The sequence below is a fragment of the Mycobacterium lehmannii genome (genome assembly GCF_002245535.1).
In the GTDB taxonomy this organism is placed as follows: Bacteria; Actinomycetota; Actinomycetes; order Mycobacteriales; family Mycobacteriaceae; genus Mycobacterium; species Mycobacterium lehmannii.
In genome coordinates this window covers 170,002-189,134 of the sequence record NZ_NKCN01000008.1, presented here as the reverse complement: position 1 = coordinate 189,134, position 19,133 = coordinate 170,002, and the positions used below count along the sequence as shown (strand labels likewise).

The following is a 19,133-nucleotide window of genomic DNA, read 5'->3' as shown; positions in this document are numbered from 1 at the left end:
TGCCTCATCGGTTGAGCACCCAGGCGAACAGTCCGACGAGATAGGCCAGCACCGGGATCAGCGACGCGTCGATACCGGAGGCCAGGAACCCGACGATGCGACGCATCGGTAGCGAGTAGGTGTCCGGCGAGGCGACCCGCGGGAACGTCGCGACGATCACCCAGACCACCGCCAAGCCGGCGAGCGCCAGCAGCGCCCACCATGCCGATCCGATGCGGTCGTCGACGCTGAACACGACCATGAACGAGATCGCCAGCAGGAACGGCTGGCTCAGCAGCCACGCCTTGCACGGCGCCGAGTCCCACACGCGGGCCCGCAGCACCGATCCGAGCGCCACCGCGGCCACGACGTACCATGCCCACGGCGAAACTCCTTGCGGTGCAGCCAGTGTCAACGCCCCCGCGGTGGACAGCAGTACACCGCCTGCGATGAAGCCGGTCTGGTGCGAATCGCTGATCCGAACGCGGCGCGGCAGATCGGCGAGCACCTTCATCGGGTGCGGCGCCGGGGTCGGGTCACCGGGAGCGGGGATGACCGGCATCGGCAGCCGCGCCCATAGGGCGGAGAGTTGGGCCGCCTGGACGGTGACCACGAGCGCGAGCACCACGAGCAGGGATCCGACGACGAGGTGGTTCAGGTGCCAGATCGTCGCGGCGCCCGCAGTGATCAGTGCACCGGTACCGATGACGGTGGACGTTGTGAAGACCGCGATGGCCCGTTGGGCGACAACGATGCTGACGATCGACCAGGCCGTCACGCCAGCGGCGGCGAGCAGCACGTGTGACGGCCCGAAGTCGCCGGGCACTCCGAGCGCGAGAGCCACGGCGATCGGCGCAAGCGCCGTCACGGCCAACGCCGTGCCGAGCCGGGGTGAACGGCCCCAGGTGAGCAGGGCGGCCAGCACCGTGAGCGCCGCCGCACCGCTGGCCACGGCGAGACCGGCGAAGCCGCCGACGATTTCGTTGTGCGCCGCGGCAAAGGCGGTGGCGATCACGATCAGCGCGATCACCGCCCCGGCCGCGCCCCGCGCGATATGTGCCGCACCCCACGGCTTCTCGCGGGCGGCGGAGAAGATGACGGCCGCGTCGCCGATGTCCTCGACGATCCGCGGCGCAGCTGGACCGGCCGGAAGCGGTTGCAGCGCCAGGAGATCACCGTCGACGACACCGACGGTGTCCAGTGTCGCGTCGAGGCTGAACGGCGCACCGCCGACCGGCGCCAGCGACAGCACCACCGGGGTGGCGTCGCCGTACTCCTCGTCGGCGGGCATCGCCATCCGTCGTACTGCGGGCAGGATCTCGCGCAGTGGGAGCTCGGTCGGCAACGCCATGTCCGTGACTCGACCGCCCGCCTCGCCCGCGGCGAGCACTGCGACGCGAACGATCGGCATCGACCGGGACGGGGCCGGGTCCGCCAAAGACGCTGCCGCGCCGCTCAAACTGTCTGCCATTGGTGTTCCGTTCTCTGGTTGGAGTCGAAGTCTCGGGTCAATTTCAGGTCGGGGAACCACGCCCCGTCGGGCAGCGTCGCGGTGAGCCGCTCGACCGCGGTGGCGATCGCCATCGGCGTGCCTGGCGTGAACGTCGAGACCCATTCGCCGTCGAACGCCTTCGCTGGATGGACGAGCACCCTGCCCTCGCGGGTGTCGACGACGCTGACGCCGACATCGGTGCTCACGCGGTGACCGTCGCGGTGGTCGCCGGCCACGATCTCCACGTAGCTGCGGTCGGTCGCGTAGGCCGCTTCGACGACTGCGCGTGCGCTCGGCGGGATGCCGAGGAACTCGATCACGTCGTCCAGCGTCGCGCCGTTTCGCAGCCGTTCATCGGCGCGCGCGCCGATGCGCGCGGGTATCGCGAACTCGTCGAACCTGGCCGGCGGGCACCCCGACAGGCCGGCGGTCAGGATGGGAACCAACGCCTGCGGATGGTCCACTTCCAACGCGCTGAGCGTCACGAGGCCGCCGCCGCGCAGCGCGACGACGGTGTCCTCGTCGCGGCGCGCAACATGCCCGCGCAGCATCTTGCCCGAGCCGCGCACGAACCGGAGTTCGAGCCAGCGCCTTGCCCGGCATGTCGTCGTGACCCATTGCCGGACATGGGGTTCGACGACACCGTCGGCGGTCATCACACCCATCCCGACCAGCTCGGCCGACAGCCTGGCTTCGAACTCCGCCCGCTCAGCGTGGTCGCTGTAGGGCGGGGTGATTGCCAGCACCCAGGGGTAGTTGCCGGCCCCCGACGCGTCGGCGACAAACCAGGCCTGCTCCGCGGTCAGCTCGACTGCGTTAACTGCCACCGTCGGTTAGCCACCCCATTTGGCGCCTTCGGCCTGGTCCCGGGCGCTCATCGTCATGGTGTTCTGCTCGTGGGTGGCGGCCATCGCACGGTATGCGCGCACCAGTTCCTCGAGGGCAAGGTTCCACTGCGCCTGCCACGCCTGATAGGTCGTACCGGTGTCGCCCTGCCAGGCCCCGGCCAAAGCCGCCTGCTCGCTGGCGATGTCAGCGCCGACGGCATGCAGTGCGCCCGAATATCCGGCCATCTCACCCGAATGGGCCAGCATCGCCGGGTAGTTGTACATGATCTGAGACATCTGGTTCTCCCTTGTCGGTCTAGGTCAGTTCGAAGTTCAGATACCGGTGTAAGTGCTGGCCGCCGCGGCGTCCTGCGCCACGTAGGTGCCCGCCGCGTCGCCCAGGTTGGCCTGCGCGATGTCGAGCAGCATGTTGACCTTCGCGGAGACCTCGAGGAAGCGCGCGTGCGCTGCCTGGAAGGCCGCGGAGGACTCGCCCATGTGGAATGCCTGCGCCGACTGCGCTGCCTGCTCGGCCTGCGCCATGGTGCTACGCATGAGGGCTGCCTTCGCCGAGAACGCGGCCTCGGATGACACGAGCTGCGGGATGTGAGCGTCCAGGAGGCTCATGGATGTTCCTTTCGGATTGTGGTTCGGCGGAATGAGTTTTGGTCAGTTCGGTTCAGTCGTTCTCTCCCCCCTTGTGCTCCCAGTCGCTGGGCAACATGGGTTCGGTGGGTCCACCGCCGAAGGAGTCGCCGGCGAGTTCGGTCAGTCCGCTCGCCTCCTCGGCTTCCGACTTGGTCGCAGCGCCGGTGAAACCCACTGCGCCCGCGCCTTTTTCCGATGCGGCGACATGCGGACGCCGGATCGTTTCGCGCGGTGGGGCCGCGTCCTCGGGCTCGTCGGGTTCGTAATCCATGTAGGCGTCGGCGTACTGGCGTTGGTGGATCGGCCGCGGCCGCTTGCGGCGGGCCTTGCGTTTGGCCAGCGACGATGCGGCGGCAGCGGCGGCGGCCGACGCGGCCATGTCCGATGCGGGCGCCTTCAAGCCGGTGCCCTCGCGGAACGTCGGGGAGACACCATCTTCGGGGTCTGGACCGGCAACCGCATACGGCACCACCGGAGCCGCAGCCGCAGCTGGGGCGGCACCCGCAGGCGCCGCACCGGCGGCCACCGACGCCGCGGGAGCGGCCGGAGCCGCCGGAACGGTCGGCGCCACGGTGGCGACCGGCGGAAGCGATTCGGCTCGCGGCTCGGCGACGGACCGGATGGGTGCAGGCGCGGGAGCAGGCGCAGGCTCGGGTGCGGCGGCCGGAACCGGCTCCGGGGTCTGCGACTGGACGATCAGGCCGATCAACAGCGGCAGCCAGATCGGAGCGCTGAAGATCAATGACCACGTGGTCCATCCGAGCGGCTGCGTGATCGCCTGGTAGAGGACGAACAACAGGATCAGTCCCGACGACGGGTTGAAGAGCCATCCGAAGAAGCCGTTCAGGAAGTCGCTGAGGACATCCAGGACGTTGCCGAAAAACTGACGCGCGAAGTTCAGGATCGATTCGAAGAAGTCCTCGAAGAACCTCATGATCTCGCGCAGCAGATCGGCGATGGAGTCGGCGATGTTCCGTGCCCCGCCGGAGTCGGCGGCGGTGGCCGCCGCCCCGGCCTGCATGACGTCGGCCGCGGCGGCTCCCGCCTCGCCCACGCCCGGCGCCAGCAACAGCGGCGCGGGAGGCGTGACCGGCGTGGCCGCCACCGCGGCACCCGACACCGCCTGATAAGTGCCCATTGTCGTCGCGGCCTGGATCCACATCCGGACGTAGTCAGCCTCGTTCAACGCGATCGGAATCGTGTTGATGCCCAGGAAGTTCGTGGCGAGCAGTACGGCGTGGGTGGACTTGTTGAGCGCCAACTCGGCCATCGTCGGCATCGTCGCCACCGCGGTGGTGTACGCCGCAGCCGCGGTCCCGTGCTGCGCAGCGGCGGCCGCGCTGTTCGCGCTGGCCTGTGCCAGCCAGGCGAGGTACGGCGTATGCGCGGCCGCATACTGGGCGGCGCTCGGCCCTTCCCACGCACCGCCCTGCACCGAACCGAGGACAGCGGTCAACTCTGCTGCCGCAGAGGAGTATTCAGCCGCCAACGCCTGCCACGCCCCCGCCGCCGCCAGCAGCGAACCGGGACCGGGCCCGCTGCTCAGCATGGCCGAGTGGACCTCCGGTGGGAGGGCCATCCAGATGGGAGCCGTCACGGTCAGCCTCCGGCGACCAGGTAGCTCGCCGCGGCGGCAGCGTCACCGGTGGCATAGCTGATACCGGACTGGCCGACGCCGAGACCGGAGCGGCCCAGTTCCTCCACCCCGAGGGCGGCCATCGAATTGTGCTGTGCTCCATGGGCGCTCAGGCTGACGGCGGTCTGGATCGACACCGCGTCGACGGCGGGCGGAATCACGGCGGTGACCGCGGGGGCGGCGGCGGCGTGTGCCGCTGCCAACCGGGCCGTCAACGCCTCGACGGCGGACGCCGCCGCGGCGAGGCCTTCGGGAACGACGCGAAGAGTCATCAGTTGAACTCCCTTCCACTGTTGCCGTTGTTACCTGTGCGTCCTGCCACCGCGTCTGCGAACGGGTTGACCAGTTGCAGGAAGGTGGGGGCATCGCCATCGTCCAGCAGCATCGCCCGGCCCGCAGGCAGACGCCGGAACCGATGTCCCCGAATCTTTCCGCTGTCCTGCGGGTTGCCCGACAGCATCAGGATCGCCGCCTGCAGCTCGTTGAGCCTGCGCAGCAGGGGTGCTGTCATCAGGGCGTGTGCCGAACCGGTGGCCCGTGCGGTCACGATGACGCGAAGGCCCAGCTCGCTTGCCTGCGACAGCAATCCGATGATGCCGGTCAATGGCCGCTGCCCGACGAACGGCCCGCTGACCGCCGGCGCATCCGGGATCTGGTCGACGTCGTCGATGATCAGGTAGTGGGTGTGGCCGTCCTCGCCGGACTGGTACTTCCACCTGCTCAGCTCCTGCGGTGACAGGCCCGCAGGCGGTCGGCGCTTCTCCAGCAGGGCGGTGAGCCCGAGCATCGCCGGAGTGATCCGGTCGATGTTCGGGGTGTACTCGTTGTCCGGGAACAGCGGCTCGTCCACCAGATGCAGACGCCGGTCGATCACCGTGAACGCGACGCGGTCCGGGGTGGAGTTCTCCCGGATGGTGCGAATCACGTGACGCAGCAACGTTGTCTTGCCCGACTTGGCGTCGCCGAACACCATCAACAACGGGTTCTGGTCGAACGCCATCGCCACGGACGCGAGGTCCTCCTCGCGTTGGCCGATGACGACCTGTTCCGGCGCCGGATACAGCGGGGCCACGACACCGGGTGCGAGATCGTGCGGCAACAACCGCACCGGCGGCGCGGTGACACCCCGGTGGCGGGCGTTGATCACCCTGATGTCGCGCAGCGCCGGCTCGGCGAACAGGAAGTGCTCGGCGGCCATGGTCAGGCCGCGGCCCGGCTGCTCGGCGGGCACCGCTTCGGCGGGCCGGCGCAGCGCACCGGTGACCCGCACATTGCTGTCGCGCGGATCCGACAGCTTCAGTTCGAGGCGCAGGCCCAGACCGTCGCGCATGGCCAACGGAACCTCGAGCCAGTTCGGTGTCGTGATGACGACGTGGATGCCGTAGGACATACCGGTGTTCACCAGCTCGGTGACCTTCGACAGCAACGGGTTTCGAGTGTTGAAGGTGTCGGTGTTGTCCCGGCTGAACGCGTAGAGGTTGTCGATAACCAGAAAGACCTCGCCATACTCGTCGCGCTGGCCGTTACCCGAGTGCCCCCGCGCCTGGCGGGCACGCAGCAACTGCTCGAGCTCACCGAAGGTGCGCCGGATGCGTTCGGGCTCCAGCGGAGAGGCGACGCTGCCGACGTGGGCCAGGTCTTCGAGCGACCGCAACTGACCGCCGCCGTAGTCCAGGCAGTAGAACGTCACATCGCGCGGCGAGTGCAGGGCTGCCGCCGACAGTATGAAGGTCTGCAGCGCCGTGGTCTTGCCCGACTTCGGCCCACCGTGGATCAGCAGGTTGGCACCGGCGGACCTGGCGTCGAAGATCAACGGATCGCGCCGCATCGAGAACGGGCGGTCGATCTCGCCAAGCGGCCAACGCCATTCGCGCTCGGCCACGTCCGCGCGGGCGAGCAGTTCGTCGAGCGGAATGGGCTCGTCCAGCGGAGGCAGCCACAGCGGAGGCGCCTTAGGACCGTAGTGGGCCAGCTGATCGCCGATGGTGGCGACGAGTTTGCGCGGCGGACGCTCCTCGTGAGCGGCGGGATCGGACACGACGACCGTGTCGGCAGGCGCTTCGACGTGCCCCGCGGTGAACGGCTGCGGCACCGGAACCGACTGCACCACGACGGACCTCTCCGCTCGCGGCGGATCGTAGATGCCGTCGACGTAGGTGCTGCGGAACTTGACCGGCATCGCACCCGGCGCAGGCACCAGGAATCCTTCGCCCTTGTGCTCGGGGCCGGCCTCGATGTGGAACGCGTCCTCCACACCGATGATCTGGCGGCTGATGGCCGGGCTGGCCACCTTGAGCCCGATGCGGTACGAGGTGTTCTTGTCGATGTCCTTGATCCGGCCGACATCCAGCGTCTGCGAGGCGAACAGGATGTGGATGCGGAACGAACGGCCCTTGCGCGCAACGTAGTCGAACAGGTCGGCGTACTCGGGATGGTCGGAGAGCATCAGCGAGAACTCGTCGGCGACGACGAGCAGCGTAGGCAGCGGCGGCAAGTCGTGACCGGCCGCGATGGCCGCCTCGTACTCGAGCACCGAGTTGAACGCACTGCCCTGCACCCGGCGGCCGGCCTCCATAAGAAGTTGCTCGCGTCGTGCCACCTCACCGCGCAGCGTGTCGGCGAACCGGTCGGCGAGCGAACGCTTCTCGGCCATGTTCGAGATGACGGCGACCACCTGAGGGAAGTCCCGGAAGATATCGGCTCCGGCCTCACCCTTGAAGTCGGCGTAGATCACGATCAGCCGGTCGGCGGAGTGGGTTGTCAACAGCGACAACAGGATCGACATCAACGTCTGGGACTTGCCCGAGCCGGTCATGCCGATCATCAGGCCGTGCGGACCCATACCGCCTTCGGCCTCGTCCTTGAGGTCGAAGATCAGCGGCTCACCGGTGGCGGTGACGCCGATGGGCACCCGCAGTTCGTCGGCGCGCGCCCGCGGCGCCCACAGGCTCGCCACGTCCAGCGCCGCGGCGTCCGGAATGCCGAGCAGCGTGGAGAAGGTCGCGACGCCGGTGCTGCCGGTGCGCGCGTGGCTCGGGTTCGAGTCCCACTTCGACAACCGGCGGGCGATATGCCGGGCGGTGGCGACATCGAGTTGATCGGCGGCGTCGACGTACGGTTGCCAGCCTGCCGACTGCCAGCGCTGCAGTTTCCCATCGGTCAACTGCAGGATCGGCCGTTCCGGGTCGGGGTATTGCTCGCGGTGCGGCGGCTCGGCGACGCGTTGCACCAGGGTCACACCGGCCAAACCACCGCGCGGGACCAGCGCCGTGGTGTCGACGTCGGGATCGTCGACGACGATGAGCAGGTGCTTGACCTCGTCGTCGTCGTCGCTGCCGAACGGTGACCGATCGTCGAGCGCCGAGGCCAGCTGCGAGCGCAGTTCAACGATGTCGGACGACAGGTAGCGGGCGGGGCCGGCCCCGTCGACCGCGCCCGGAATGTCGTTGTGCGGTAGCCACTTCAGCCATGACCAGTCGTCGCTCTCGATGTCCGGTGCGAGCAGTGCGACGCCGAGCACCGCGGGGTCGTGCCAGGTGACGGCCTGGGCGATCCAGGCGCGGAGCGCCCCGCGAACCTCGTCGGGCTCGCCGAGCACCGTGATACGCGAGACCTTGCCGAGGTCGATTCCGGTCGGGGCGGCCCGCACCGTCCGCTGTACATCGAGCAGCGCGCGTAACGCGCTGTGCGACACCGGTTCCAGGTCGACCTCGTCGGCGCTGTCCTTCACCCGCAGCGAGGCGTTCAGCGGCGCGTCGTGCAGTCCGGTGCGCACCACAAGGAAGTCGGGGTCGTGCGGATCGCGCTCCCACTGCCTGCGGGTGCCGGGCACGTCGATGAGCAGGCCCGGATCCGGATGCGACCACTCCAGCGCCGCACGCTGCTCGGCGGCATGCGCGCGCACGTTGTCGCGGACCACCGACAGGTAGCGCAGATAGTCGGCCCGCTCGGCGTCGACCTCCTCGGTGCGCATCTTGTTGTCGGTGCCGCGATAGAGCGCGGTCGCGGCCAGCAGCAGGACGAACGGGAAGAACAACGTCGTCGGCGAGATCAGGCGCATTCCCGTGGCGAACAGCGCCACGATCATGCCGACGATCAGGATGACGATCAGGAAGGGCAGCACCCGCCGCAGCAGCGACGGCGGAATCACCCGCGGCAGCTCGGGCGGCGGTTCGATCGTGATGGTGCCTTTGCGCGTCGTCGGCACCGGGATGCGGCGGCGCGCCTCGTATATGAGCCGACTCATTACGGCGTCTCCCTCACGACAGCGGGGCGGGGGTCGGCGGCCAGCGCGTCGTGGGCCAGCAACGCGTCGCCTCGCGACAGCGTCGGGCCGGGCGCGAACTGGCTCAGCATCGACCATGGAATCGGTAGGGCAGGCGGGGTGAGGCCCAGCGCGGCGATGGCGTTCTCGTCACCGTCGGTGTCGAGGCCGTAGCGGACCCCGACATCGCTGAGCCAGAAGGTTGCGCCGCCAACGGGTGAGGTCGACGCGCCCCCGCCGTCCTGCCCGACCGTCTGGACCAGGTAGCCGCGCCCGGGATTCAGCACCACCTGGTTTGCGGTCGTTCCCGAGCCCGCTCCGACCAGCGGCACGGGACGCAGCTGATCGGAGACCGGCAACGTGACACCGGAACGCAGGTTCAGTGTCGCGCTCGTGGCATCGGCGGGGCGCTTCCACTGCGCGCATGTCAACGGCGCATCGGCGGAGTCGACGAGCGAAATCGGTTCGGCGGGATAGGCATCGGTGTCGATGACGTCCGCGACGGGCAGACGCGCGATGTCGTCGGCGCCCAACCGCGGCGGCTGGTCGAGTCCGTACGAGTTCGCATTACGCATGATTGCGGCGATGACCGGTGAAATCGGTTGCAGCCCTTCGCCGAGCACCGCGTAGTGACGCAGGGTGTTGTCGGTGGCGTAGGCCGTGACCACCGCACCGACCGGCGCGGGCACCGGCAACGGGTACCGCGGCGGTTCACCGGCGCCAGGAATGACCGGCGGAATCAACGCGGGAGCTTCGGGCACCGCGTTGAACAAGCCGGGCGCGACGGGCCGCGTGTCGGCGCCTGCGGTACCCAGCCCCAGTGCGCTGGTGACCGCGCGGTCGTTCATGTCGATCGCGCTTCGGCGGCCGTTCCACAGCAGCCAGGTACCCGCATTGGGACCGCTCGGGGTGGAGACCAGGATCGCCTTGTCGTCGGACAGCTGTTTCGCGCGCTCGCCGCCGTCGGTCAGCGGGCCTGCGATCATCGTGACACCGACGGCCGGTCCCGAAACTCCGTCGCACACCGTCCAATCGGCGTCACTGGTGGTGTTCTGCACCATGCGTTCGGGGGCACCGGGGATACCGATCAGATTGCCGCGGGGGAACTGGTCGATCTCGCTGGTCTTGACCTGCGAGGGGTTGTCCGGCCGGCCCGCGATCAGGCGCGCGGACGTCAGGTTCAGCACCGGGTGCAGCTGCTCGCCGAGGCGAACGTAGAGGGCCGAGGTGGTGCGATCGGCAAGGATCGCGTCGTTGCCCGCGACGCCGCCGGGCCGGATCAGCGAGAACACGAAACACCCAGCCATGACGGTGATCAGCACCAGCGCGCCGACGAGCACCGAACGGGCTTGGGTACGAAGCGGGTCAACGAGCATGCGTGTGTCGTGTAGCGCGACACCGGATGCGATGCGCCGCATGATGAATCGCCATCCGCTCACCTGATGACGGGTGACAAACCCGCGGCGGTACACGACCCGGTCGGGGTTCTCGTTGTCCGGGGTGCGCGAGGCAAACGCCCGGCGATCCGAATTGTCCGGAGTGCTCATTCGGGCACCGTCAAACCGAGGCCACGCAGCAGCGGAATGGCGGATTTGGTGACGTCTTCATCGGTAATGGTCATCAGCTCGTCATCTGTGAAGTCTTCGCTATCGGAATGATCGAGTCGGTACTCGCGCTCCTCCTCGGAACGTTCGACCAGGTTGCGGACGAAACGGCCGTTACCGGCGATGTCGAGGTTGCGCCTCTCCACGCCGGTGGCGTCCGGCGTCGTCGCCGCCGCCAATTGCCCGAACAGCTTTTCCATGTGGGCGAGCGCCGCCGGTTCGAAGATACTGTCGCGCTTCTCGGCCATGCGCACCGCGATCTCGACGAGTTCATGCGGTGTGTACGAGGGAAATTCGATGCTGCGAGTGAAGCGGGACCGCAGACCCTCGTTGGTGTCGAGGAATGCGTCGAGATCCTTGCGGTAACCGGCAACGATGACGACCAACCGCTCGCGGTCGTTTTCCATGCGCGCCAGCAGCGTATCGATCGCCACCAGGCCGAAGTCATTCTTGGCGCCGGTCGACACCAGCGCATAGGCCTCGTCGAGGAACAACACACCGTCGAGCGCGCTGTCGATGATCGCGTTGGTCTTGGCCTCGGTCTCGCCGATGTGCTGACCGATCAGGTCGGCTCGGTGCACCTCGCGGACGGTCTCCTTCTTAAGAATGCCCAGACCGCAATAGATTTTGGCCACGACGCGCGCGATGGTCGTTTTGCCGGTACCGGGAGGGCCCGCGAACACCAGGTGGTTGGTGCGCTGCGCCACGGTCAGGCCGCGCTCCTGGCGGCGGATCGCCATCGCGACCGAACTTTTCAGCCGCGCAACCTGATACTTGACCTCTTCCAGGCCGATGAACTCGGCGAGCTCGGCCTCGGCCTCGAGCAGCAGGTGCGCCTTGCGCTCCTTGGCGCCGGGGTCGACGAACTCGGACTCGCTCGGCTCGGTGGCGGGATCCCACGGATCGGAGCGGCCCTCGATGCGCGCGGCCGTAGTGGTCAGGATGCCGTAGGAGGTGTCCGACAGCGCGATCTCGACCTGCTCGTTTTCGGGGTTCGCGGCGTAGAGCTCGGCGAGCACGTCGGCCGCGTCGAGCTCCTCGCCCTGCGCGCGTAGGCAGAGCGCCTTGACGAGCGTGCCGTCCACCGCGGCGACATCGACTGGGCCGGAGGGGTCCTCGAGGTATGACAGCGCGGGTGCGTACATGCCCAGGCGGGCGAGCGACGTGCCGAGCGCGACGCGTGCCGCGTGTGCGTAGGTCTCGTCCAGCCGCGTGTCGTTGACGATCGGAGTGATCAGCCGGACCACATCCGACCAGCGCTCGGCGCGGTAGTACATCGCGATCCGCACCCACCGCGCGTCCAGCCAGCTGGGGCGTCGGGTGATCAACGGCTCGACGAGTTCGTCGGCGCCTACGTAGTCACCCGCATCGCACAGCGTGACCGCGTAGGCCAGTTGGAAGTCGTCGGGTGTCGACGCCGAAAACTTGAGGTAGAGCCCGGTGTCGTAGGTGAATGCCAGGTCGCCCTCGGCGAGCTGTACGTGGCGCTGCAGCACACCCGCCGTGGCGACCGTCTGCCAGATGGCCTCGAGCACGCGGACACTGGTGTCGCCCGCCGCGGCCAGGCCGGTCCACGCATCGCATTGTTCGCGAGCGATGCGGGTGAGTTCGGTGAACCCGGATCGGGCCGCGACCGGATCCGGCGGGCGTCGACGGTCGTGCACCGATAGCCCGAGGGCTCGGCAACACGTGGCGAACCGACTCACCACGTCGTGGTCGACGCGCGAAGTCGCAGCAAAATCGGTCTGTAGCGGCACGCGCCGTGATCTCCCCGTAGTTATGGCAGGCTAACTTTCCGCCCGAAGTTAGCATTGACTAAGCTAACTTGTACAGACGCACGGGGTCCGCTCAGCGGGTGAACAAGCTCACGCCTTGACAGCGCTCACCAGGCTTATAGTCCCAGTCATCGTCGCGGCCTCCGACCCCTCCTCGGGCACCGGCCGGCCGTGCTCAGACAACCAGTCCTCGAGGCGTGTGGCCTCGGCACGCCACCCGCGGGCACCGAACCACTGCGCGGCGGGTTCATGCTGTTCGTTGTAGACGAGGGTGAAGAACGTGTCCTCCTCTCCGGCGGACCGCTCCTCTTCCCTTTTGGCCTCGAAGGCCCCCGCGTCCATCGGCGCGGCCTCCTCCACCGCGGCGTGACTGCCGGCCGCGGCCAGCGAGTCGATCCCGGTGAACAGCTCGCGTTGCGCGCCGGCCGGCAGATAGATCAGTAGGCCCTCGGCGATCCAGGCCGATGGTTCGTCAGGGTCGAACCCTTCGTCACGCAGCGCGTGGGCCCAGTCGTCGCGCAGATCGACCGGGACCTCACGGCGTTCGGCCCGCGGGGTGTGCGCTTCGAGGACCTGCCGTTTGAACTCGAGCACCCGCGGCTGGTCCAACTCGAACACCACGGTGCCGTCGGGCCAGTCCAGGCGGTACGCGCGCGAATCCAAGCCGGCCGCAAGCAGCACGATCTGCCGAAGTCCCGCGTCAGCGGCCGCGCGGAAGTAGTCGTCGAAGTACTTGGTGCGGACGGCTTGGAAGTCTACGAAAGCGGCGCCGAAGTCATCGGTGGTGAGCGCGTGTCCGGGCGCCCGGCCGTCGAGCAGGTCCGCCCACTCACCACCCACCGCCCGGCAGAACGTCTCGGCGAAGGGGTCGACAGCGATCGGGTCCGGCTTCTGCGCCTCCAGCGCACGGGCGGCCGCAACGAACAACGCGGTCGAGCCGACGCTCGTGGTGATGTCCCACGTGTCGTCATCGGTACGCATGTACCTCTTTGTACGCCGCGATTCTGACAGCGGGCTGAGCAGCCGGGTGCCACCATATTGACGTGGCCGACGGGCGCGTGCACTACGCACGTAACGGCGATGTGCGCCTCGCATACCGGGTCTTCGGAGACTCGGGACCGGTGCTGGTCTGGTCCGCGGGGTGGGCCGTCTCCAATGTGGACACCTTCGATGAGCCCGGCAGCCCCTACAAACCGCTTGTCGACATCGTCGCCGGTTCGTGCCAGTTCGTCATGTGGGACCGACGGGGCACCGGGTTGTCGGATCCGGCCGGCGACATGCTGACCTTCGACGAGAGGGTCGACGATCTGCGAGCTGTCATCGACGCGGTGGGGGTCGACCGACCCGCTCTCGTCGGGTCTAGTGAAGGCGGTTCGATCAGCATTCTCTTCGCGGCGCGTTATCCGGAACGCGTCAGCCACCTCGCGCTCTACGCCACCGCGGCTCGATTCTCCCAGGATTGTCCGGACTTCCCGTGGGGTTTCACTCCGGCGCAGATCGAAGCGCAGCTCGACGAGATCGACAGATGTTGGGGTGAGGGAGCGCTCGCGGACCTGTTCTATGGGCCGATGGCCGACGCACCGGGCGTTCGGCAGATGTTCGGCAAGATGCAGCGTTCGATCGCCAGCCCGGCCATGGCGAAGCTGCGCTGGCGCGCATTCGTGGACATTGACGTGCGCGGTGTCCTTGGCTCGGTGCGCGCGCCCACGTTGGTGGTCGCACGACCCCACGACCGGTTCGTGGCCATCGAGGCCGCGCAGGCGCTGGCGGCCGGCATCCCCAATGCGCGGTTCCATCCGCTGCCGGCCGGCTCGCACGGCGGATTCGATGTCCTGGAGGAACTATGCGAGGTCGTGCTCACGTTCGTCGGCAGGAGTCCCAGCGGCCCCGCCGACGAACGGCTGCTGAAAACCGTGATGTTCACCGACATCGTCGGTTCGACGGAAACGCTGAGCCGACAAGGTGATACACATTGGCGGCACCGACTCGACGCTCACGACGCGGTGACCGACCATGTCGCCGCTCTGCACGGCGGTGTCCGCGCAAACCACACCGGAGACGGAGTGTTTCTCCTCTTCGACTCGCCGTCGAGGGCGGCACGCTGTGCTCTGGAACTCGTTCCGGCGCTGGCTTCGCGCAGCATCCCGATCAGGGTCGGACTTCACACCGGCGAGTGCGAACGCCGCGGACGGGAATGGACCGGTCTCGCCGTGCACACCGGTGCACGCATCGAAGCGATGGCGACGGCTGGCGAGATCCTCGCCAGCCGTACGGTTCGTGACCTGTCCGCGGGTTCCGGGCTGAGATTCGAATCCCTCGGCCTGCACCGGCTCAAGGGCTTACCCGAGGACACCGAAGTCTTTCGGGTATCACCGCCGGACTGACTACACCAGCGAACGGCCGGTGCGCACGCGCCAGTCCAGATCCTTGAGCAGGACGTTGAACGGAAACTGGCGGACGAATCGCGGCATCACATTGTTGATGCGGCCCAGCATGGCCATCACCCGATTGAACCTGCGCTGTTTCTTCGCATCCCACGGCAGTCGCATTTCGTCACGGAACCGCTGAGGCAGGAAGCCGGTCGTGATGAAGAGGCTGAACGCATCCGTGCGCTTCTGCAGCCATGCCGGAGCCTTGAGCTCGCCGAGCCGGCCCGCGGCGATCGGCCACAGGTACTCCCGCACCCCGTCGTCGATGTGGACCTTGTCCAGCGACTCCTGCCAGTACTCGTCGAAGGCCTTGCGGTCGGCGGGCCACATCTCTTCTGGAACCTGCAGCGTGGTGCCCAGCGCCGCACCGTCGCGGTAGTGGCGGTCGGCCGATTCGTCATCCATCTCGCCGACGAAGACCCGGTATACGTCGACGAAGCCCTTGTACAGGCAAGCTGCCACCCACAGCTGAAGATCCTTGTTGAACGCGTTGTACTCGACCGGGCTGTCCGGCAGCGAGTACACCTCGGCGTGCGACCGGTTGACCGCACGCCGGTACGTGGCCTTCTGCTCATCGGTGCCCGCGAGCGCGACGGCGAGATAGGTGAACGTCGTCCGCGCCCGCTTGATCGGGTGCCGGTCCGCGCGGCCACTCTCGACGCGGCTGTCTTTGACGCCGTATCCGACGCCCGGCCGCGAGAGTTCCATGATCACGTTGGCCGGACCCGACAGCAGGCCGATCCCGAGCATGGCGTCCCCTGGCGCGACGTTGCGACGCAGCTTGCGCCCGGGCAGCGGCGCGTCGTTGACCGGTCTTCCGACGTGGTCGATCGGCTGGGAAACCATCGGGGGACCCCTATCGTAAATGTGATAACACGTGTTTCCTGATATTGCCTCCGCTCGGTGCCGGGTGTCAAGATGGCGGTCATGGCACAGGTACGGCCCTATCGGGGCGTCGCCGCGGCCCAGCGCCTCGCGCAGCGCCGGCTGCGCCTGCTCGACGCCGGCCTCGAGCTGCTCGGCGCGGGTGCGGAAGATCTCGCCGAGTTGACGGTGCGGGCGATCTGCGCCAAGGCCGGCCTGGGTGTGCGCTACTTCTATGAAACGTTCCACGACAAGGACGACTTCGCCGGGCAGGTCTACGACTGGGTGATCGCCGATATCGCGGCGACAACCCAGGCGGCCGTCGTGGCCGCGCCGCCCCGCGAGCAGCCGCGCGCGGCGATGGCGAACATCGTGCACACCATCGCCGCAGATCAGCGCGTGGGTCGCCTGGTGTTCAGCGTTGAATTGTCGAACACGGTGATCATGCGCAAACGCGTCGAGTCGACAGCCCTGTTCGCGCAGTTGCTGCTGCAGCACGCGGGCGCGGTCGGCCCGTACGAGAACGAACTCGACGAAGCGACGGCGCATTTCGCGGTCGGCGGGGTGGGCCAGACGATCAGCACGTGGCTGGCGGGGCGCCTAGATCTAGACGCCGACCAACTCATCGACCGGCTCGCGGCGAACATCAACGCGATCTCGGGTGTACCGACGAACGACGTCTGACCGACTCAGGCGGTCACCCTCGGGCGTCGGTCCGCGGCGGTCCTCGGCGTCGCCTTCGCGTCGCTCTCGCCGAACTCCTTGGTCCAGCAGGCGAATTCGAGCGTAATGCCGTCGGGGTCGAGGAAGTAGAACGACCTGACGTAAACACCGGGGTGCACCGTCAGCGAGACCTGGGCCTCGCTGTCGTCATGATTGAGCACCGGACCGACCCGCACGCCCTTGGCCTTGAGCCGCTGCCGATATTCGTCGAACTTCTCGGCAGGCACGTGAAATGCCAGATGGTTCATCGTGCTGACGGCGCTGACGATATCCCCGATCCCCGGGATGGCCTCAGGCGAGGAAACACCGGGAACCCGGTCCGGAGCGTCGGCGAACCAGAAGAACGCGACACAGTCGCCGTTACCGGCGTCGAAGAAGAAGTGCTGCCCCATGCCTCCCGGCAGATCGAGCGACTTGATCAACGGCATACCGAGGACGTTGCTGTAGAAGTCGACGGTTTTCGCCATATCCGAGCACACCAGCGCGACATGGTTGATGCCGCCGAGTTCGAACTCGGTGTTGGGATTGTCGGGCCTGATCACTGGCGCCTCCTAGCGCGAATCTCTGGCCAGAAACGCAAATCGAATTTAGCATCAGGGGCAATCACGAGCAATGACGAACGGACCAGCACCGTTATGACGATCGTCCCGCGCGTCCCACCGCCGGTCAGACCGATCATCAAGATCGTTGAACAGCCTGTAGCCCTTGCTTTTTGGCCCGGCAGGGGGCGGTCCGGATGACCAAAACGCCGTCGAGCACCGCAACGCCGGGTGTCATCCGTGAGTTCGTCGGTCTTGATTCCCCGACCGCCAGGCGGGCGGGTGCGGGTGGGCATCCGTGCCAGGGCCTCTATCACCGCGGGGTGGGCCGCAAACCGAAGGTCGCGATGATCGCCACGCACTACCAGATCGATTTCTCCGAGCACTATCTCGCCGATTACATGGCCACCCGCGGCATCGGTTTCCTGGGCTGGAACACCCGCTATCGCGGGTTCGAGAGCAGCTTCCTGCTCGATCATGCACTCGTCGACATCGGCGTCGGGGTGCGATGGCTGCGCGAGGTCCAGGACGTGGAAACAATTGTGCTGCTGGGAAACTCCGGTGGCGGTTCGCTGATGGCGGCCTACCAGGCACAGGCCGTCGACCCACATGTGACACCGCTTCCGGGAATGCGTCCCGCAACGGGCCTGACCGACCTGCCCGCCGCCGACGGGTACGTCTCGACCGCGGCGCATCCCGGCCGCCCCGATGTGCTCACCGCCTGGATGGACGCGGCGGTCGTCGACGAAACTGACGCGGTCGCAAGCGATCCCGACCTCGATCTCTTTGACGAGAGTAACGGTCCGCCATTTTCGGCTGAGTTCGTCGAGCGGTACCGTGCCGCCCAGATCGCACGAAACGACGCGATCACCGACTGGGCCGAGGCCGAACTCGAGCATGTGCGGGCGGCCGGTTTCTCCGACCGCCCATTCACGGTGTTGCGGACATGGGCGGACCCGCGCATGGTCGATCCTGCCCTGGAGCCGACGAAGCGACCCCCGAACATGTGTTATGCCGGAGTACCGATGCAGGCCAACAGATCTGCACGCGGTATCGCCGCGGCCTGCACATTGCGCAACTGGATCGGCATGTGGAGCCTTCGACACGCCCAGACTCGCGCCGAACCGCACCTCAACCGGATCACGTGCCCGGCTCTGGTGATCAACGCCGACCAGGACACAGGCGTGTTCCCGTCGGACGCCCAGCACATCTTCGAGGCGCTTGCCAGCTCGGACAAGACGCAGTCCTCCATCGACACCGATCATTACTTCACCACTCCCGGGGCGCGCAGCGAACAGGCCGATACCATCGCCAAGTGGATCGTGAAGCGGTGGCATTAGACGCCGACCCGTCGCGCGAACGCTCGCCGCTGAGGGTCCTCGCTCATTTCACTCCCGGTGCGAAGGCCATCGATTTCGTTGCACCGCAGTCCGATTGGCTCGACATCCGCTACTGCGCCGAGGACGACGACACCGCCTTCTACCGGGAGCTTCCCGAGGCCGAGGTGATTTGGCATGTGCTTCGGCCGATTTCGGGAGACGATCTCGCCAAAGCGCGACGCTGCCTGCTCGTGCACAAGATGGGCGCCGGAGTCAACACCATCGACGTGGACGCCGCGACCGCCCTGGGCATCGCGGTCGCCAACATGCCGGGGGCCAACGCACCGTCGGTAGCCGAGGGTGCCGTGTTGCTGATGCTGGCCGCCTTGCGCAGGGTGACCGAACTCGACCGCGCCACCCGTGAGGGACGGGGTTGGCCGTCCGACCCGAGCCTGGGCGAAACCGTGCGCGACATCGGGGGCTGCACCGTCGGTTTGGTCGGTTACGGCAACGTCGCCACCAGGGTCGAGCGAATCGTTCAGGCGATGGATGCCGAGGTCCTGCACACCAGCACGCGCGACGACGGCCATCCGAGCTGGCGTGCGCTACCCGACCTGCTGGCCGCCAGCGACATCGTCTCCCTGCATCTTCCACTGACCGACGCGACAGCGGGCATGATCGACCGCGCAGCGCTGGACCGGATGAAGCCCGGCGCTGTCCTGATCAACACCAGCCGCGGACCCATCGTCGACGAGCCCGCCCTCGTCGACGCGCTGCGGTCTGGAAAGTTGGCCGGCGCGGGACTCGACGTCTTCGCCACCGAGCCCGTAGAGGCCGACAACCCGCTGCTCGGGGTCGACAACGTCGTGCTCACCCCACACGTCACCTGGTACACCGCCGACACGATGCGCAGGTATCTGGAACACGGTCTGGACAACTGCCGGCGGCTGTGGGACGGCCGTGAACTGGCGAACGCCGTGAACGGTATCGTGTCTCCCAACCGACCGGTTATTAGGGACGGTCCGTCACAGTGA

The 19,133-nt window shown here is 67.6% G+C and carries 16 protein-coding genes; 4 read left to right on the top strand and 12 right to left on the bottom strand.

The window, feature by feature from the left end; all coding sequences use genetic code 11:
• Positions 1-4: 4 nt before the first annotated feature.
• The 10 genes from eccD to CEX87_RS11805 all read right to left on the bottom strand — a co-directional run bounded on the left by eccD (position 5) and on the right by CEX87_RS11805 (position 13,206).
• Positions 5-1,450: a type VII secretion integral membrane protein EccD gene (gene eccD / locus CEX87_RS11850; RefSeq protein WP_269845540.1), complete on the bottom strand. Its 1,446-nt coding sequence runs from the start codon at positions 1,448-1,450 to the stop codon at positions 5-7.
• Complete coding sequence (locus tag CEX87_RS11845; protein ID WP_094287241.1) at positions 1,435-2,298, bottom strand: ESX secretion-associated protein EspG; 864 nt, start codon at positions 2,296-2,298, stop codon at positions 1,435-1,437. Before CEX87_RS11845 ends, eccD begins: the two co-directional genes overlap by 16 nt.
• Positions 2,299-2,304: 6 nt before the next feature.
• Entirely contained in the window at positions 2,305-2,595 is a 291-nt protein-coding gene (locus CEX87_RS11840) for a WXG100 family type VII secretion target (RefSeq protein WP_064396041.1), read from the bottom strand.
• Positions 2,596-2,631: 36 nt separating this feature from the next.
• Complete coding sequence (gene esxG / locus CEX87_RS11835) at positions 2,632-2,925, bottom strand: type VII secretion system protein EsxG (protein ID WP_064346865.1); 294 nt, start codon at positions 2,923-2,925, stop codon at positions 2,632-2,634.
• Positions 2,926-2,977: 52 nt separating this feature from the next.
• On the bottom strand, positions 2,978-4,543 hold the full coding sequence (locus tag CEX87_RS11830; protein WP_094287239.1) for a PPE family protein: 1,566 nt from the start codon (positions 4,541-4,543) through the stop codon (positions 2,978-2,980).
• 2 nt (positions 4,544-4,545) lie between these two features.
• Positions 4,546-4,854, bottom strand: a complete 309-nt coding sequence (locus CEX87_RS11825) for a PE family protein (protein WP_064396045.1) — start codon at positions 4,852-4,854, stop codon at positions 4,546-4,548.
• Positions 4,854-8,828: a type VII secretion protein EccCa gene (gene eccCa, locus CEX87_RS11820; RefSeq protein WP_094287237.1), complete on the bottom strand. Its 3,975-nt coding sequence runs from the start codon at positions 8,826-8,828 to the stop codon at positions 4,854-4,856. The genes CEX87_RS11825 and eccCa overlap by 1 nt, the downstream gene beginning before the upstream one ends.
• Positions 8,828-10,393, bottom strand: a complete 1,566-nt coding sequence (eccB, locus tag CEX87_RS11815; RefSeq protein ID WP_064396050.1) for a type VII secretion protein EccB — start codon at positions 10,391-10,393, stop codon at positions 8,828-8,830. The genes eccCa and eccB overlap by 1 nt, the downstream gene beginning before the upstream one ends.
• Positions 10,390-12,207: a type VII secretion AAA-ATPase EccA gene (gene eccA / locus CEX87_RS11810; protein WP_269845539.1), complete on the bottom strand. Its 1,818-nt coding sequence runs from the start codon at positions 12,205-12,207 to the stop codon at positions 10,390-10,392. The genes eccB and eccA overlap by 4 nt, the downstream gene beginning before the upstream one ends.
• A 108-nt stretch (positions 12,208-12,315) precedes the next feature.
• The gene (locus CEX87_RS11805; RefSeq protein ID WP_064396054.1) at positions 12,316-13,206 is read right to left on the bottom strand and encodes a class I SAM-dependent methyltransferase; all 891 of its coding nucleotides are present in this window, start codon (positions 13,204-13,206) and stop codon (positions 12,316-12,318) included.
• Positions 13,207-13,268: 62 nt separating this feature from the next.
• Between CEX87_RS11805 and CEX87_RS11800 the strand changes: the two genes are divergently transcribed.
• On the top strand, positions 13,269-14,609 hold the full coding sequence (locus CEX87_RS11800) for an adenylate/guanylate cyclase domain-containing protein (RefSeq protein WP_064396056.1): 1,341 nt from the start codon (positions 13,269-13,271) through the stop codon (positions 14,607-14,609).
• On the opposite strand, the gene CEX87_RS11795 is transcribed toward CEX87_RS11800, so the two are convergent.
• Complete coding sequence (locus tag CEX87_RS11795) at positions 14,610-15,500, bottom strand: oxygenase MpaB family protein (protein WP_094287233.1); 891 nt, start codon at positions 15,498-15,500, stop codon at positions 14,610-14,612. It abuts the gene before it with no gap.
• A gap of 81 nt (positions 15,501-15,581) precedes the next feature.
• Between CEX87_RS11795 and CEX87_RS11790 the strand changes: the two genes are divergently transcribed.
• On the top strand, positions 15,582-16,202 hold the full coding sequence (locus CEX87_RS11790) for a TetR/AcrR family transcriptional regulator (RefSeq protein WP_064417535.1): 621 nt from the start codon (positions 15,582-15,584) through the stop codon (positions 16,200-16,202).
• 5 nt (positions 16,203-16,207) lie between these two features.
• Here the strand turns inward: CEX87_RS11790 and CEX87_RS11785 are convergent, their stop codons facing one another.
• On the bottom strand, positions 16,208-16,783 hold the full coding sequence (locus CEX87_RS11785) for a VOC family protein (RefSeq protein WP_094287231.1): 576 nt from the start codon (positions 16,781-16,783) through the stop codon (positions 16,208-16,210).
• Positions 16,784-16,977: 194 nt separating this feature from the next.
• Between CEX87_RS11785 and CEX87_RS11780 the strand changes: the two genes are divergently transcribed.
• Entirely contained in the window at positions 16,978-18,120 is a 1,143-nt protein-coding gene (locus tag CEX87_RS11780; RefSeq protein WP_094287229.1) for an alpha/beta hydrolase, read from the top strand.
• On the top strand, positions 18,096-19,133 hold the full coding sequence (locus CEX87_RS11775; protein WP_233151351.1) for a 2-hydroxyacid dehydrogenase: 1,038 nt from the start codon (positions 18,096-18,098) through the stop codon (positions 19,131-19,133). Before CEX87_RS11780 ends, CEX87_RS11775 begins: the two co-directional genes overlap by 25 nt.

Bases quoted from the DNA above. Each gene is read 5' to 3' on its own strand.
- eccD (WP_269845540.1), bottom strand. From the start codon at position 1,450: ATGGCAGACAGTTTGAGCGGCGCGGCAGCGTCTTTGGCGGACCCGGCC.
- CEX87_RS11840 (WP_064396041.1), bottom strand. From the start codon at position 2,595: ATGTCTCAGATCATGTACAACTACCCGGCGATGCTGGCCCATTCGGGT.
- esxG (WP_064346865.1), bottom strand. From the start codon at position 2,925: ATGAGCCTCCTGGACGCTCACATCCCGCAGCTCGTGTCATCCGAGGCC.
- CEX87_RS11825 (WP_064396045.1), bottom strand. From the start codon at position 4,854: ATGACTCTTCGCGTCGTTCCCGAAGGCCTCGCCGCGGCGGCGTCCGCC.
- eccCa (WP_094287237.1), bottom strand. From the start codon at position 8,828: ATGAGTCGGCTCATATACGAGGCGCGCCGCCGCATCCCGGTGCCGACG.
- eccB (WP_064396050.1), bottom strand. From the start codon at position 10,393: ATGAGCACTCCGGACAATTCGGATCGCCGGGCGTTTGCCTCGCGCACC.
- CEX87_RS11805 (WP_064396054.1), bottom strand. From the start codon at position 13,206: ATGCGTACCGATGACGACACGTGGGACATCACCACGAGCGTCGGCTCG.
- CEX87_RS11795 (WP_094287233.1), bottom strand. From the start codon at position 15,500: ATGGTTTCCCAGCCGATCGACCACGTCGGAAGACCGGTCAACGACGCG.
- CEX87_RS11790 (WP_064417535.1), top strand. From the start codon at position 15,582: ATGGCACAGGTACGGCCCTATCGGGGCGTCGCCGCGGCCCAGCGCCTC.
- CEX87_RS11780 (WP_094287229.1), top strand. From the start codon at position 16,978: ATGACCAAAACGCCGTCGAGCACCGCAACGCCGGGTGTCATCCGTGAG.